This window comes from Rhodococcus sp. Z6_132, from assembly GCF_058133635.1.
The window spans coordinates 1,116,850-1,129,990 of the sequence record NZ_JBYUNP010000002.1; the positions used below are offsets into that span (position 1 = coordinate 1,116,850).

A 13,141-nucleotide genomic window follows, 5' to 3' on the forward strand; every position below is an offset into this window, starting at 1 on the left:
CTGAGGGAGCGTCAGAGCGCCACGCCCGCCGCGTCCTTGGCCGCGATGTAGCCGAAGGCGATGGAGGGGCCGATGGTGGCGCCCGGGCCGGCGTACTCGTTGCCCATCACCGACGCGGTGGTGTTGCCGGTGGCGTAGAGCCCGTCGATGACCGACTCGTCCTCGCGCAGCACCCGGGCCCGCTCGTCGGTGACCAGGCCACCCTTGGTGCCCAGGTCGCCCACCTCCACGCGGATCGCGTAGAACGGCGCCTTCTCGATGGTGTCGAGGTTGGGGTTCTTCAGCGTCGGGTCGCCGTAGTAGCGGTCATAGGCGCTGTCGCCCCGGTTGAAGTCGAGGTCCTTGCCGCTGCGGGCGAAGTCGTTGAAGCGGCTCACCGTCTGGGTCAGCGCCTCGGCCGGCAGCCCGACCTGCTCGGCCAGCTCGGCGAGGGTGTCGGCCTTGTGCACGATGCCGGCGGAGTAGAAGTCGTCCGGGAAGGGCATGCCGGGCAGGATCTGCGCGAACGGGTAGCGCGCGCGGGCCTTGGCGTCCATCACGAAGTACGCCGGCAGGTGCTTGCCCTCCAGCTGGTCGTGCACGAAGTTCACGTACGGCGCGGCCTCGTTGGTGAAACGCTTGCCGTCGGCGGCCACGATGACCTGGCCGGGGATGGCCCGCTCGGACACCAGCGGGATGGTGGCACCGGAGGGGTGCTCCACCGAGGGCATCCACCAGGCGTCGTCCATGAGGTCCACGGCCGCGCCGAGCTGGGTGCCGACGTTGATGCCGTCACCCTTGAGCTCACGGGCGCCGAGGCTGTGGTTCTCCTTACCACCCTCGGGCAGGTACTTCTCCCGCATCTCGGTGTTGTGGTCGAAGCCACCGGTGGCCAGCAGGACACCGCGGCGAGCACCCACCCGCACCGACGTGCCGTCGCGCTGGACCACCACGCCCACCACGCGGCCACCCTCGACCACCAGCTCGGTCATCGGGGTCTTCAGCCACACCGGGACGCCGGCATCCTTGAGGGCCATCCGCATCCGCGCGACCAGGGCGCGGCCACCGGTGGCCATGTGGCGACGCAGGACCATGTTGGACGACACCCGCCAGGCGGCGACCATGGATGCTCGACGGCCGGCCCACGTGCGCTTCACCATGGCCAGGTCGTGGTAGTCCTTGGCCGTCACCCACAGGCCCAGCGGGCCCTTCATGCTGTTGGGGCGCTGGTACTTCTCGTCCTCGCGCAGCTTGCGGGTGTCGAAGGGCTTGGCCTCGATGGAGCGGCCGTCGGCCTTGCCGCCCTCCAGCTCGGGGTGGTAGTCGGAGTAGCCCTTGGTCCAGAAGAACTTCATCCACTTGCTCTGCTCGAGCAGCTCCATCGCCTTGGGGCCGTGCTCGATGTAGGCGTCCAGGCGGGCGCCGGGGACGCGCCCCTCGGTGAGCAGGTCGAGGTAGCGACGGATGGAGCCGGTGCTGTCGTCGTGGCCCTTCTTGCGCAGCGTGGGGTTGTTGGGGATCCAGATCCCGCCGCCGGAGATGGCGGTGGAGCCGCCGTACTTGGAGCCCTTCTCGATCACCACGGTGGACATGCCCGCGTCCTTGGCGGTGAGGGCCGCAGTCATGCCGCCACCCCCGGAACCCACGACCACGAAGTCGAAGGTCTCGTCCCAGCTGGTGCTATCCACAGTCATTCCCGCGCCTCGCCTCACATCGTCGGTCAACGGTGCGAACGCTAGGCCAGCCCACCACCGCTCCCGAGCGCGGTCCCGTTGGGCGAGACAGCTGTCCGGTTTTCTCCCGATCAGCGGGACTCGTCTCGCCTAAACCCTGGTGATCCATGACACTGCAAGCAGGCTCGCGGGCGTACTGCCTCGCGGCGCAGACCCTGGTACGTCAGGAATGGAGACCCGAACATGAGCATTGTCGAGGACGAGGTCCGCCAGATCGAGAACGACGGCGTGCCGGACCGCTACGCCCGTGGCTGGCACTGCCTGGGCCTGCAGCGCGACTTCGCCGACGGCAAGCCGCACTCCATCGAGGCCTTCGGCCAGAAGCTGGTGGTCTTCGCCGGCGAGGACGGCAAGATCAGCGTGCTCGACGCCTACTGCCGTCACATGGGTGGCGACCTCTCCCAGGGTGAGGTCAAGGGCAACACCATCGCCTGCCCGTTCCACGACTGGCGCTGGGGCGGCGACGGCAAGTGCAAGGCCGTGCCCTACGCCAAGCGCGTCCCGCTGCGCGCCCGCACCGCCGCGTGGCCCACGCTGCTGCAGGACGGCATGCTCTTCGTCTGGAACGACCCCGAGGGCAACCCCCCGCCGGCGGACGTGACCATCCCGCGCATCGCCTCCTACGACGACCCGGAGTACACCGACTGGGTCTGGTACACCACCAAGATCGAGGGCTCCAACTGCCGCGAGATCATCGACAACGTCGTGGACATGGCGCACTTCTTCTACATCCACTACTCCTTCCCGACGTACTTCAAGAACGTCTTCGAGGGGCACACCGCCACCCAGTGGATGAACGGTGAGGGCCGCGACGACATCCAGCGCGCCGCCGCGGCCGACCCCAACGCGCCGATCAGCACGGGCAACTCATCGGTCGCCTCGTACCACGGACCGTCGTTCATGATCGACGACCTCGTGTACCACTACCAGAACGCTGAGGACGTCCCCAGCGTGCTCATCAACTGCCACTACCCGATCGACGCCAACTCCTTCGTGCTGCAGTACGGCGTCATCGTCAAGAAGCTGCCGGGCCTGGACGACGCGGCCGCCGAGGCGATGGCCCGCAAGATGGGTGACTTCATCCGGCTCGGCTTCGAGCAGGACGTGCACATCTGGAAGCACAAGGCCCGCATCGACAACCCGCTGCTCACCGAGGAGGACGGCCCGGTCTACCAGCTGCGTCGCTGGTACGAGCAGTTCTACGTCGACGTCGCCGACGTGACGCCGGACATGACGGACCGGTTCGAGTTCGAGATCGACACCACGCAGCCGAACCAGGCGTGGCGTGCCGAGGTCGCCCAGAACATCGCCACCCGGGACGCCGCCGATCGCGAGACCGCCGAGAGCCAGCCGGTCTGATGAGCGTTCGGCCCGACAACCGTCTCGAGGACACGCCGATGCAGCAGGTGCGCTGCCGGGCGTGCACCGCATCGGTCACGGCACGCAAGAGCAGCTGGGACCAGACGACCATCCAGTGGCACGACGACGCGGTGGAGGCCTGCCTGGAGCGTCGGGCGGCCTCCCCGCGTCCCGGCCCCAACGGTGGCACGTTCTCCGGCTGCCAGGAGCTGCGGCAGAGCATCCGGGAGGCAGCAGTGGCCGGGACGCTGGAGGTGGTCTCCCACGAGCCGCTTCCGGTCAACCCGGAGGCAGCCTTCGCCGGTCACGACCAGGCCGCGCACTGATGCGGGTAGGCCTCGGCTCTCCCATCGTGGCGCTCTCGGGCAACCGCCCGGCGTGGGAGAGCGAGGCCGGCCCGGCCGAGCTGGTGCGGGTGGCCCAGGCCGCCGACCAGCTCGGCTACGACTTCATGACCTGCGGCGACCACGTGGCAGTGCCCCCGGGCCTGCCCCGTGGCGAGCGGTTCTACGACCCGCTGGCGACGTTCGCGTTCCTGGCCGGCCAGACCAGCCGCATCCGGTTCCTGCCGTACGTGCTGGTGCTGCCCTTCTACCACCCGCTGGAGCTGGCCAAGCGCTACGGGACGCTGGACCACCTCAGCGGTGGCCGGCTGGTGCTGGGCCTCGGGGTGGGCAACCTCGAGGAAGAGTTCGACCTGCTCGGCAAGCCCTTCGCCGACCGCGGTCCCCGGGCCGACGACGCGCTGCGGGCGCTGCGCGCCGCGCTGGGCAAGCGGGTGGTGTCCTACGACGGGCCGTACTACTCCTTCGAGAACCTGGTGATCGACCCGCACGCGGCGCAGGAGAAGCTGCCCATGTGGATTGGTGGGCACAGCAAGCGGGCGCTGCGGCGTGCCGTGACGCTGGCTGACGGGTGGTCGCCCGCGCCGCAGGCGTTCCGCGGCCCCTCCCCGGAGCTGATGCGCCAGATGCTGGACGAGGTGGACCCGCCGGCCGGGTTCGACGTGGTCTTCACCCCCGGTGGGCGCATCGACGCCATCGGCGCGCCCGACTCGGTCGGCGAGATGCTGGAGACGGCGGAGAAGGCGGGCGGCACGCTGGTGAACCTGACGCTGCGCCACGAGTCGCTGGAGCACTACCTGGAGCAGCTCGCGGCCTTCGCCGAGCTCGCCGGCCTCCCCGGCTGAGCACCGCACCGCCGCCGGAATACCGGCGTCTGCCCGTGGTGTTGCCCCGGGCATGAGCAGCCCGCTGAAGGTAGACATCTGGTCCGACATCGCCTGCCCCTGGTGCTACGTCGGCAAGCACCGCTTCGAGGAGGGGGTGCGCCGCTACCAGCAGGCCGGTGGCGGCGAGGTGGAGGTGGAGTACCACTCCTTCGAGCTCGCCCCGGACACCCCGGTGGACTACGAGGGCAGCGAGGTCGACTTCCTCGCCCAGCACAAGGGCATGCCCGTCGAGCAGGTCCGCCAGCTGCTGGAGCAGATGACCGCCACCGGCGCCGCCGAGGGCATCACCTTCGACTACGCGGCCGTCCGGCACACCAAGACCCTCAAGGCGCACGAGGTGCTGCACGTGGCCAAGGCCCACGGGCTGCAGGTGCAGCTCAAGGAGCGGCTGCTGCACGCCTACTTCACCGAGGGCCGCCACGTCGGCCACGACGACGACCTCGCCGAGCTGGCCGCGGAGGTGGGCCTGGACGCCGCGCAGGTGCGTGCCGACCTGGCCGAGGGCACCTACCGCGACGCGGTGCAGGCCGACATCGACCAGGCCCGCGCCTACGGCATCAGCGGCGTGCCGTTCTTCGTCATCGACGGCCGCTACGGCGTCTCCGGCGCCCAGCCGGCCGAGCTGTTCGAGCAGGCGCTCACCCAGGCCGCCGCGGAGGTGCCGGCGTGACCTCGCCGTTCGAGATGGTCGGTGACGGCGCAGGCGCGGTGTGCGTGGACGGCGTGTGCGCGCTGCCCGAGCAGCCGGAGCCGGCGCCTGACCAGGACGCCGGACCGGCCGAGACCCAGGCCCGCTGAGCTAGTCGGCGGGGGCCAGGTGGCGGGTCAGGAACGCCACCTGGTGGGCCACGGTGGTGTCGAACCACTCCTTGCCGGGCCACACGTCGAAGTGGTCGCACGGGTAGTGGCGCACCTCGGCCCGGCCCGCGAAGGCAGCGGTGGCGGCAGCCTGCGGCGGGGCACTGCGGTCGAAGTCGCCGATCTGCACCAGCAGCGGGCAGCGCAGCCGGTCAGCCTGCTTGCCCGGCTTGTAGCTGCCCAGCTCCACGCCCACCGCGGCGTCGATCTCGTTGCGCCACGACGGGCCGGCGAGGGAGAGGTAGTCCTCGTAGCAGCCGTCCAGCGACAGCGCGGCCATCTCCCCCGGCCGGCCCACCACCGGCATCATCACCGGCGCCCTGCCGACCAGGCCCGACACCCGGCTGCGCACCGCGGCCGCGCCGGAGCGCAGCAGCTCGGTGGGCTTGTGGTGGACCATGGCGTGGCGCCCCGCGGACGTGCCGTCCACCAGCGGGGTCAGCGAGATGACGGCGGCCACGTCGTCGCGGTCGGCGCCGGCGGCCAGCACGTGCCCGCCCGACAGCGACACCCCCCACAGCACCAGCCGGTGCGCGTCCACCCCGTCCAGCGCCGCGGCGGCCCGCATGGCGGCGCGGTAGTCGGCCAGCTGGCCGGTGGGTGACACTCGCTGGCGGGGGCTGCCGCCGCTGGTGCCGAAGCCGCGGTAGTCGAAGGCGAACACGTCCAGCCCCGCGGCGGCCAGCGCCTCGGCGAAGGGCTGCAGCCCAGAGTCCTTGGTGCCACCCAGCCCGTGCGCCATCACCACCACTGGCCGTCCCGCCGCGGTGGTCAACGCGTCGGAGCCGGCGGTGAAGTGCCAGGCGTCGCAGGTGGTGCCGGCCGAGGAGAAGGAGACCTGCTGGTAGCCGGCTTCCTGGCGGGTGGGGAGCTCGTGCGTGGTCATTCCGGTGTCCCTTGCTGTGTGGTCAGGTGGGTGCTCGCGTGCAGCAGGTCGGTGCGTCCGTAGATGGTGGCCAGCCAGATGGCGGCCACGGCGTCGGTCAGCGCGGTGGGGTCGGCGTCGGTGACGAAGGTGAGCCGCTCCAGCAGTCGTTCGTTGAGGTCGAGGAGCATGGTGGCCAGGGCCTCCGCGGGTGCGCCCGCGGCGGCGCGGCCCGCGGCCCGCTCGTCGGTGATCATCGCCGCGATCGGGGCGACGAACTGACGGCGGTCAGCCTCCCAGAGAGCCCGGACCTCCGCCGAGGTGTTGCGGGCCTGCAGCATGGCCCGGTAGAGGTGGCGGTGGTCGCGCCCGGCGCGCACCAGCGCCGCGAGCGTCCGGGTGATCCGGGTGGCCGGGTCCCCCTCGCCGAGCAGCACCGACGTCGCGGTGGAGACCTCGCCGTACATCTCGTCGGCCGCGGCGGCCACGGCAGCCGCCTTGCTCTCGAAGTAGAAGTAGAACGCCGGCCGCGTCACCCCGGCCTGCTTGGTGAGGTCGCCGACGTTGACCGCGTCCAGGTCCCCGTCGGTCTGCCGCAGCTGCTCGTCGAGGGCTCGCAGCAACGCGGTCCTGCGGAGGTCGCCGGCGGCGCCAGCGCGGCGGTCGGTCAGCGACCGTGCGCTCACGTGGTCCGGCCGGCGAGCAGGGGCGCGCCCTCAGCGGTGGCGCGCTGCAGCCCGGCGGGCAGCTCCTTGGTGCGCATGTCGTGCTCGTAGAGGAAGAAGTCCACCTGCTGGGTGTGCCGTGCCGAGGCCACCATGTGTCCGGTGTACTTCTGCTCCTCCGCCACGATCACCTGCTCCATCTCGGCCACCGACGGCAGCCGGTAGCGCCCGGCCGCGTAGGCCGCGACGAGGCGGGCCTGGCACTCCACGAACGGGAACAGGGTGGGCGTGGACTGGGCGAACCCGACGAAGGCGAGGTCGTCGATGCCCGGCTTGAACATCCGCTTGTACAGCGGCACGTGGTTGTCCGGCGCGCTGAGGAAGCTCTCGTCGAAGAACGGGAAGGTGATGTTGTAGCCGGTGGCGTAGACAATGACGTCGAAGTCGCTGCTGGTGCCGTCCTCGAAGTGCACCGTCTCCCCGTCCAGCAGGGTGACGTTGGGCTTGGCCACCACGTCGCCGGAGCCCAGCCGCAGCGGCAGCTCCACCGACTGGGTGGGGTGGGCCTCCATGAACTTGTGGTTGGGCTTGGGCAGGCCGTAGTCCTCGGGGTTGCCGGCGATCAGCGGCGCGGTGAGCTGGGTGAGCTTGCGCTGCCAGCGCGCCGGGATGGTGGGCGAGGTCTTGAAGTACTTGTCGGCCGGCTTGCCCGCCAGGTACTTGGGCACGATCCAGGCGCCGGAGCGGGTGGAGAGGGTGACGTCGTTCTGCAGGGTGCGCGAGGACAGCTCGACGGTGATGTCGGCGGCGCTGTTGCCCAGCCCCACCACCAGGATCCGCTTGCCGGTGAGGTCCAGCGGGCTGCGCGGGTCGATGTAGTGGTGGGAGTGCATCTCCACCCCGGAGAACGTGCCGGGGAAGCTGGGGGTGCGCGGGTCCCAGTGGTGGCCGTTGCCGACCACGAGGAAGTCGAATCGTCGAGTCTCGCCGCGTCCGGTGGTGAGCTCCCAGCCCCCACCGGCGAGCCGCTCGGCGTGCTCCACCCCGTTGTCGAACTCGATGTGCTGCTTGAGGTCGAACGCCGTGGCGTAGTCCTCCAGGTAGGCCTTGACCTGGGTGTGGTGCGGGAAGTCCGGGTAGGTCATCGGCATCGGGAAGTCCCGGAAGGACAGCTGGTGCTTGGAGGTGTCGATGTGCAGCGACCGGTAGGCGCTGCTGACCCCGTTGGGGTTGCCGAACGCCCAGTTGCCACCGATGCGGTCGGACATCTCGAAGCAGGTGTACGGCACGCCGTAGTCGCCGAGCATCTTGCCCGCGGTGAGACCGCTGATGCCGGCGCCGATGACGGCAGTGGTGGGACGGGACACGTGTCCTCCTGGAGGTGAGCCGCAGCCGGCCCTGGGCGGGAAAGATGGTGCGCAGCAGCCGGAGTGAGGCTGGTCACAGCAGAACCTAGGTCGAATTGTGACGTGCGTCAACTATTGCTTACAGACGTCAGGGCGGCCGGAGGCGCTGCGCGTCGCCCGGGGCGCTCGGCGAGGGCAACGCACCCGCACTGGCCAGCGTTCGGTCACTGGCGCGGAAACTGTCGGTGGTTCGAACTAGGGTTCGAATCATGGACTTGGCCACCGCGCTCGCCTCACCGGCATCAGTGGAGCTGTGGCGCCTGGGGTCGGACGAGCTGGTGACGTTCGCTCGCGACCTCGGCACCGCCACCTCCGCCATCCATGGTCTGCAGCTACGAACCATCACCGAGATCGATCGGCGGGGAGCAGCAATCGAGCTGGGCGCCGCGAACACCGCGCGGTGGCTGACCGACGTGAGCCGCGTGTCCCCGGGTGCGGCATCGCGAATGGTGCGGTTGGGCCTGGCCCTGGATCGGCTGCCCGATGTGGCCGCGGCGCTGGACTCCGGCGCCCTGCTGAGCGAGCACGCCGAGGTGATCGTCCGGGTGCTGCAGCAGCTGCCCAACGACCTGCCCGATGACGGTGTCGGCGCCTGCCGCACCTACCTGCTGGACGCCGCCCGCCTGGAGGACCCACAGGCCCTGAATCGGCGCGGTCGCGACCTGCTGGCACGCATCTGCCCCGACGATGCTGAGCTCACCGAGGAACACGCCGTCGCGCGCCGGGAGCTGCGCATCAGTGACTGCGGCGACGGCCTGCACAAGATCACCGGCTGGCTGGACACCGAAGCCGCCGAGCTGGCCCGCTCCGTCCTCTCCCCCCTGGCCAAGCCACGATCGGAAGAAAACGGAGAGAAGGACCCCCGCTCACCCGGCCGACGCCTCGGAGATGCGCTCGTCGATCTGTTGGGGCGCGCGGCCGATCACGCCTGCGTGCCCGGGGAGGGCTACGCCCGCCCGCACCTCACCCTGCACGTGCGCGCCGACGCCCTCGCCGCCGGCCATGGCCCGGCCGCCGAGCTCACCTTCCTCGGCCCCTTGTCCATCGCCGCCGCCCGCCGGTTGGCCTGCGACGCCGAAGTCACCCCGATAACCCTGGACGAGAACGGCGTACCCCTCGACGTCGGACGCACCACCTACGTCGTGTCCGGTGGCCTGCGCAGGGCCCTCATCGCCCGCGACCGGGGCTGCGCCTTCCCCGGCTGCGGCCGGCCACCAGGCTGGTGCCACGCCCACCACATCATCCACTGGGCGGACAACGGCGACACCGCGCTAGACAACCTGGTTCTCCTCTGCGGCCACCACCACCGGGTCGTGCACCACCAAGGCTGGTCCGTAGCCACCGGTGACGACCGCCAACCCTGGTTCACCCCACCGGCCTGGATCGACCCCGGCGGCACCCCACGACCGTCGCACCAGCGAAGACCACAGCCTGCTCACCCACCGGGTGATTACAGGGGGGCGGCCTAGCCGGGAAACAGCCAGGTGAGGCTGCGCCGCGCCGCCACCGCGTACTCCGCGCGACCGGTGGCCCGCGCGTGGGCGAGATCCTCCAGCGCGGCGCAGCGGGCATAGAAGTAGATCCGCGGCATCGCGTCGCCGCCCAGGTCGCCGTAGCCGTCCAGCACCTCGTCCAGGAAGCGCGGCCCGAAGTCGCGGAGCAGCCGGGACAGGTCGATGGCCGGGTCGGTGATCGCCGCGTCCGACCAGTCGAGGATGCCGGTGAGCTCGCCGCCGTCGGCCAGCAGGTGCTCAGCTCCCAGGTCGTTGTGGCACAGCACGGGGTGCTCCGGTGCATCAGGTACGGCGGCGTGGAGGAGGTCGAGGTGCTCGGCGGGGCCGCGCAGGTCGGCCAGCCACTCCAGTCCCGGATCGACCTCCCGGGGGACGAGACCCGCCACCGTCGCCGCGTTCACCCGGTGCAGCCTCCGCAGCGCCCGCGCGAGCGTCCTCGCGCTCCCCCGCGGCGGCGGCTGCCCCAGCAGCGGGGCTCCCGGCAGCAGCGGGTAGGCCAGCACCGCAAGCTCGGCCTCCACCAGCACGGGGCAGGGCACCGCCACCCCGAGCTCGGCCGCCACGAGGACGGCGAGCAGCTCGCTCTCGTGGGTGACGTCGACGTCTCGGCCCACGCGCACGGCCAGGTCGCCGGCCCGGAACACCACGTGGTCCAGGCCGTTGCCCCACAGCGCCGGCGGAGCCCACCGACCGAGGCCGTGCCGCCGCAGCGCCTCGCTCGCTCGGTCCAGTGGCGTCGACACTCGAGACCGACCCCTTTCCCGCACGGTCCGAGAGACCACCGTGGCACGGCCGCACCGGGCTGTCCAGCGGTTGACCGCGACGCCATGTCAGCCGGTCAGCGGGCCATTTCGGGTATTCGTTCCAGGGTGCTATGGCTTGGTGCCGGTACCTCGCGACAAAGCTGGCGTTGATAACGTCCGCACTGTCCGACAAGGGTGGGTTTGCCACCGTCTGCGAAGAATCACACCGTTGGACGGCCTCGCAGCCCACCGACACCTGGCGCGACCCGACTCTGTGACCACACCGGAGGGAACGGGTCCGAGCTCGAAGTTGATGAAGGAGGTGGCGTGTGCCTGATTCAGGTTTCACGCAGCTCAGCGTGGTGGCGATCGTCGGCCTCCTGGTGTTCTTCTACGGTGGCACCTTCTGGGTCTCGCTGCGCATCGGAAAGCGCGAGGAGAACGCCGACGGGTACATGACCGCCGGGAACAAGCTTGGATTCGGCATCTCGGCCGCGAGCATGACCGCCACGTGGATCTGGGCGTCGTCGCTGTACGCCTCGGCCACCTCCGGCTACACCTACGGCATCTCCGGTCCCATTCACTACGGGCTGTGGGGTGCGCTGATGATCCTGTTCATCTACCCCTTCGGACGCCGCATCCGCGCGGTGGCGCCCAAGGCCCACACCTTGGCCGAGGTGATGCGCGTGCGTCACGGTCGTCCAGCCAGCTGATGCTGGCCGGGTCCAACGTGGTCGGCAGCGTGATCAGCCTGATGTCGAACTTTCTGGCCGGCGGAGTCCTCATCTCCATGCTGTCGCCGTTCAACTTCATCCAGGGGGTGTTCATCGTCGCCGGCGGGGTCCTGCTCTACACGCTGTGGTCGGGCTTTCGGGCCTCGGTGCTGACCGACTTCATCCAGGTGGTCGCCATGCTCGGCGCCGTGGTGGTGATCGTGCCGTTCATCTTCTTCGCCGCAGGTTTCCCCGCCGCGTTCGAGAGCGGCGCAGGCAACCTCACCGCGCAGCAGGGCAGCTTCTTCTCCAGCGACGCGTTCCTCAACCAGGGCGCCCCCTACATCGCCGCGGTGCTGGCCTACGCCATCGGCAACCAGACCATCGCGCAGCGCTTGTTCGCGGTGCGCGAGAACCTCATCAAGCCGACCTTCATCACGGCGACCATCGGCTACGGCGCCACCGTGATCGGCGTCGGCATGCTCGGGGTCCTGGCGCTGTACCTCGGGATCGAGCCGATGGACGGCGACGTGAACAACGTGATCCCGCAGATGGCCATGAGCTACCTGCCGGCCGTGCTGCTGGCGGTGTTCTTCGTGATGATCATCGGAGCGCTGTCGTCCACAGCGGACTCCGACCTCGCCGCGCTCGCCTCCATCGCGATGGCTGACGTCTACGGGCAGAACCTCGCCGGCAAGAAGGGCGCGAACCCCCGGACCATGGTGCTGGTCGGCCGCACCACGATGGTGGTGGCCACCGCGGTCGCGGTCGCGCTGGCCAGCCTCCAGCTGAGCATCCTGGACCTGCTGGTCTTCGTGGGCGCGCTCTGGGGGGCGCTGGTCTTCCCGGTGATCGCCAGCTTCTACTGGGACAAGGTGACCAACCGGGCCTTCACCACCTCGGTGCTCGCCGCACTTGCCGTCTTCCTGCCCATCCGATTCAGCTGGGTACCCGTGAACGGTGCGGTGGGGCTGCTCACCGACGTCCTCTCCGTGGTGGGGATCGGGGTGGTTCTCGGCCTGATGGCCTTCGGGTTCTTCGGCCTGCGCGTCGCGCAGGTGGTGGCCGTGCTATCGGCGCTGGCCTCCGCCCCGTTCGTGCTCGGCTTCTTGCACGACTACGCCACGCTCAGCGCCTCGCTGGCCGCGTACGCCGTCAGCACGCTGGTCTGCTTCGGCATGTCGGTGCGCCAGCGCACCCGCTTCGACTTTGCCCTGATCGCCGAGGGCACCGGGGACTTCGATCCTTCCCGCGCCGACCCCTCCCGCGCCGGCCCCTCCACCACGGCACCCACGACGGAAGGAACCCGCGCATGAGCACCGTTGCGCTCACCCTCTACATGCTGGTCTGGCCGGTCCTGGTTGCCGGCGTGCTGTTCGTGATCAGCAGGGCGTTCCTCCGGGACTACCTGGAGGCACGGCGCGAGGGTCGCGACATGATCTGACCCCACCGGGAGCGTCAGTCCTGCTCCGGGCTCTCGGTCGGACGACGGCATGGGCAGCAACAGCATGTACGTCAGCATGGCCTGGATCATGGCGGGCTTCCTGATCATGGCGGTGTTCCGCGGCGGAGCACCGGAGCTCACGCGGCTGCGCCAGCGCCTGCCGCTGCTCGCCGGCTGGTCGGTGGGCATGGCCCTGTGGCTGTGGTTCCTGTTCGACGTCCTCATCGGCGCGGTCAACGGCCACGCCTGGGAGCTGACCGGTGTCGGCTCGCTGACCATCTTCGCCATGGCGCTGGTCACCGGGGCCTTCACCCGCACGTTCGGACTCGCCGCGATCGTCCCAGTCATGCTGGGTGGTGTGCCTGCCTCCGGTGGTGGCTTGTCGGTCTACTTCGACGGGCACGGTGTCGGCGGCAACCTGCTGGTGATCGTGGTCTGGGGTGTGGTCGGTGCGCTGCTCAACCTGGCGGCCGACCGCTGGGTGGCGCACCGCGCGAAGCGCCACGGCGACGTCACCACGATCCCCGCGGGCACCGGCGTCCCACAGCCGGCGGTCACGTCTGAGCCGAGGCCATTGACGCTGATCCCATTGACACTGCCGCTCCCCGCAATACCGTGGCTCTAACCAACA

The 13,141-nt window shown here is 70.2% G+C and carries 15 protein-coding genes; 10 read left to right on the forward strand and 5 right to left on the reverse strand.

The features are described 5' to 3' along the window. Positions 1-11: 11 nt before the first annotated feature. Positions 12-1,673, reverse strand: coding sequence for an FAD-binding protein (locus AC3YO9_RS11970; protein ID WP_127782819.1), 1,662 nt, complete (start codon positions 1,671-1,673; stop codon positions 12-14). Positions 1,674-1,895: 222 nt separating this feature from the next. Here AC3YO9_RS11970 and AC3YO9_RS11975 point away from each other — a divergent pair, with 222 nt between their 5' ends. Genes AC3YO9_RS11975 through AC3YO9_RS11995 form a run of 5 tightly spaced genes read left to right on the forward strand, consistent with a single transcriptional unit; the run spans position 1,896 to position 5,100 of the window. Then, positions 1,896-3,071, forward strand: a complete 1,176-nt coding sequence (locus AC3YO9_RS11975) for a 3-ketosteroid-9-alpha-monooxygenase, oxygenase component (RefSeq protein ID WP_489983299.1) — start codon at positions 1,896-1,898, stop codon at positions 3,069-3,071. Next, positions 3,071-3,397, forward strand: coding sequence for a ferredoxin (locus AC3YO9_RS11980; RefSeq protein ID WP_127782817.1), 327 nt, complete (start codon positions 3,071-3,073; stop codon positions 3,395-3,397). Before AC3YO9_RS11975 ends, AC3YO9_RS11980 begins: the two co-directional genes overlap by 1 nt. Continuing rightward, entirely contained in the window at positions 3,397-4,260 is an 864-nt protein-coding gene (locus tag AC3YO9_RS11985) for a TIGR03619 family F420-dependent LLM class oxidoreductase (protein ID WP_489983300.1), read from the forward strand. Before AC3YO9_RS11980 ends, AC3YO9_RS11985 begins: the two co-directional genes overlap by 1 nt. A gap of 52 nt (positions 4,261-4,312) precedes the next feature. Beyond that, a complete protein-coding gene (locus AC3YO9_RS11990; RefSeq protein ID WP_127782815.1) occupies positions 4,313-4,972 on the forward strand; it encodes a DsbA family oxidoreductase in 660 nt (219 codons plus the stop codon). Further along, positions 4,969-5,100, forward strand: a complete 132-nt coding sequence (locus AC3YO9_RS11995) for a hypothetical protein (protein WP_489983301.1) — start codon at positions 4,969-4,971, stop codon at positions 5,098-5,100. The genes AC3YO9_RS11990 and AC3YO9_RS11995 overlap by 4 nt, the downstream gene beginning before the upstream one ends. A 1-nt stretch (position 5,101) precedes the next feature. Here AC3YO9_RS11995 and AC3YO9_RS12000 read toward each other — a convergent pair whose 3' ends face one another. Genes AC3YO9_RS12000 through AC3YO9_RS12010 form a run of 3 tightly spaced genes read right to left on the reverse strand, consistent with a single transcriptional unit; the run spans position 5,102 to position 8,057 of the window. Then, positions 5,102-6,046, reverse strand: coding sequence for an alpha/beta hydrolase (locus AC3YO9_RS12000; RefSeq protein ID WP_489983302.1), 945 nt, complete (start codon positions 6,044-6,046; stop codon positions 5,102-5,104). Then, positions 6,043-6,711 (reverse strand): TetR/AcrR family transcriptional regulator, encoded by a 669-nt coding sequence (locus AC3YO9_RS12005; protein ID WP_489983303.1) that lies wholly within the window; start codon positions 6,709-6,711, stop codon positions 6,043-6,045. Before AC3YO9_RS12005 ends, AC3YO9_RS12000 begins: the two co-directional genes overlap by 4 nt. Next, positions 6,708-8,057, reverse strand: a complete 1,350-nt coding sequence (locus AC3YO9_RS12010; RefSeq protein WP_127782812.1) for a flavin-containing monooxygenase — start codon at positions 8,055-8,057, stop codon at positions 6,708-6,710. The genes AC3YO9_RS12005 and AC3YO9_RS12010 overlap by 4 nt, the downstream gene beginning before the upstream one ends. Before the next feature lie 248 nt (positions 8,058-8,305). On the opposite strand from AC3YO9_RS12010, the gene AC3YO9_RS12015 reads away from it, so the two are divergent. Next, positions 8,306-9,565, forward strand: a complete 1,260-nt coding sequence (locus AC3YO9_RS12015; RefSeq protein ID WP_489983304.1) for an HNH endonuclease signature motif containing protein — start codon at positions 8,306-8,308, stop codon at positions 9,563-9,565. On the opposite strand, the gene AC3YO9_RS12020 is transcribed toward AC3YO9_RS12015, so the two are convergent. Then, entirely contained in the window at positions 9,562-10,353 is a 792-nt protein-coding gene (locus AC3YO9_RS12020) for a phosphotransferase (protein WP_489983305.1), read from the reverse strand. The genes AC3YO9_RS12015 and AC3YO9_RS12020 overlap by 4 nt on opposite strands. Before the next feature lie 329 nt (positions 10,354-10,682). On the opposite strand from AC3YO9_RS12020, the gene AC3YO9_RS12025 reads away from it, so the two are divergent. The 4 genes from AC3YO9_RS12025 to AC3YO9_RS12040 are packed head-to-tail and all read left to right on the forward strand — an operon-like array spanning position 10,683 to position 13,135. Further along, positions 10,683-11,066 (forward strand): hypothetical protein, encoded by a 384-nt coding sequence (locus tag AC3YO9_RS12025; protein ID WP_489983306.1) that lies wholly within the window; start codon positions 10,683-10,685, stop codon positions 11,064-11,066. Beyond that, positions 11,066-12,382 (forward strand): sodium:solute symporter family transporter, encoded by a 1,317-nt coding sequence (locus AC3YO9_RS12030; RefSeq protein ID WP_489983307.1) that lies wholly within the window; start codon positions 11,066-11,068, stop codon positions 12,380-12,382. Before AC3YO9_RS12025 ends, AC3YO9_RS12030 begins: the two co-directional genes overlap by 1 nt. Continuing rightward, positions 12,379-12,510, forward strand: coding sequence for a putative transporter small subunit (locus AC3YO9_RS12035; protein ID WP_241249825.1), 132 nt, complete (start codon positions 12,379-12,381; stop codon positions 12,508-12,510). The genes AC3YO9_RS12030 and AC3YO9_RS12035 overlap by 4 nt, the downstream gene beginning before the upstream one ends. A 49-nt stretch (positions 12,511-12,559) precedes the next feature. Then, complete coding sequence (locus AC3YO9_RS12040) at positions 12,560-13,135, forward strand: hypothetical protein (RefSeq protein WP_489983308.1); 576 nt, start codon at positions 12,560-12,562, stop codon at positions 13,133-13,135. Positions 13,136-13,141 lie beyond the last annotated feature (6 nt).

Coding starts and splice junctions, on each gene's coding strand:
- AC3YO9_RS11970 (WP_127782819.1), bottom strand. CDS start 1,673: ATGACTGTGGATAGCACCAGCTGGGACGAGACCTTCGACTTCGTGGTC.
- AC3YO9_RS11975 (WP_489983299.1), top strand. CDS start 1,896: ATGAGCATTGTCGAGGACGAGGTCCGCCAGATCGAGAACGACGGCGTG.
- AC3YO9_RS11980 (WP_127782817.1), top strand. CDS start 3,071: ATGAGCGTTCGGCCCGACAACCGTCTCGAGGACACGCCGATGCAGCAG.
- AC3YO9_RS11985 (WP_489983300.1), top strand. CDS start 3,397: ATGCGGGTAGGCCTCGGCTCTCCCATCGTGGCGCTCTCGGGCAACCGC.
- AC3YO9_RS11990 (WP_127782815.1), top strand. CDS start 4,313: ATGAGCAGCCCGCTGAAGGTAGACATCTGGTCCGACATCGCCTGCCCC.
- AC3YO9_RS12000 (WP_489983302.1), bottom strand. CDS start 6,046: ATGACCACGCACGAGCTCCCCACCCGCCAGGAAGCCGGCTACCAGCAG.
- AC3YO9_RS12015 (WP_489983304.1), top strand. CDS start 8,306: ATGGACTTGGCCACCGCGCTCGCCTCACCGGCATCAGTGGAGCTGTGG.
- AC3YO9_RS12030 (WP_489983307.1), top strand. CDS start 11,066: ATGCTGGCCGGGTCCAACGTGGTCGGCAGCGTGATCAGCCTGATGTCG.
- AC3YO9_RS12035 (WP_241249825.1), top strand. CDS start 12,379: ATGAGCACCGTTGCGCTCACCCTCTACATGCTGGTCTGGCCGGTCCTG.
- AC3YO9_RS12040 (WP_489983308.1), top strand. CDS start 12,560: ATGGGCAGCAACAGCATGTACGTCAGCATGGCCTGGATCATGGCGGGC.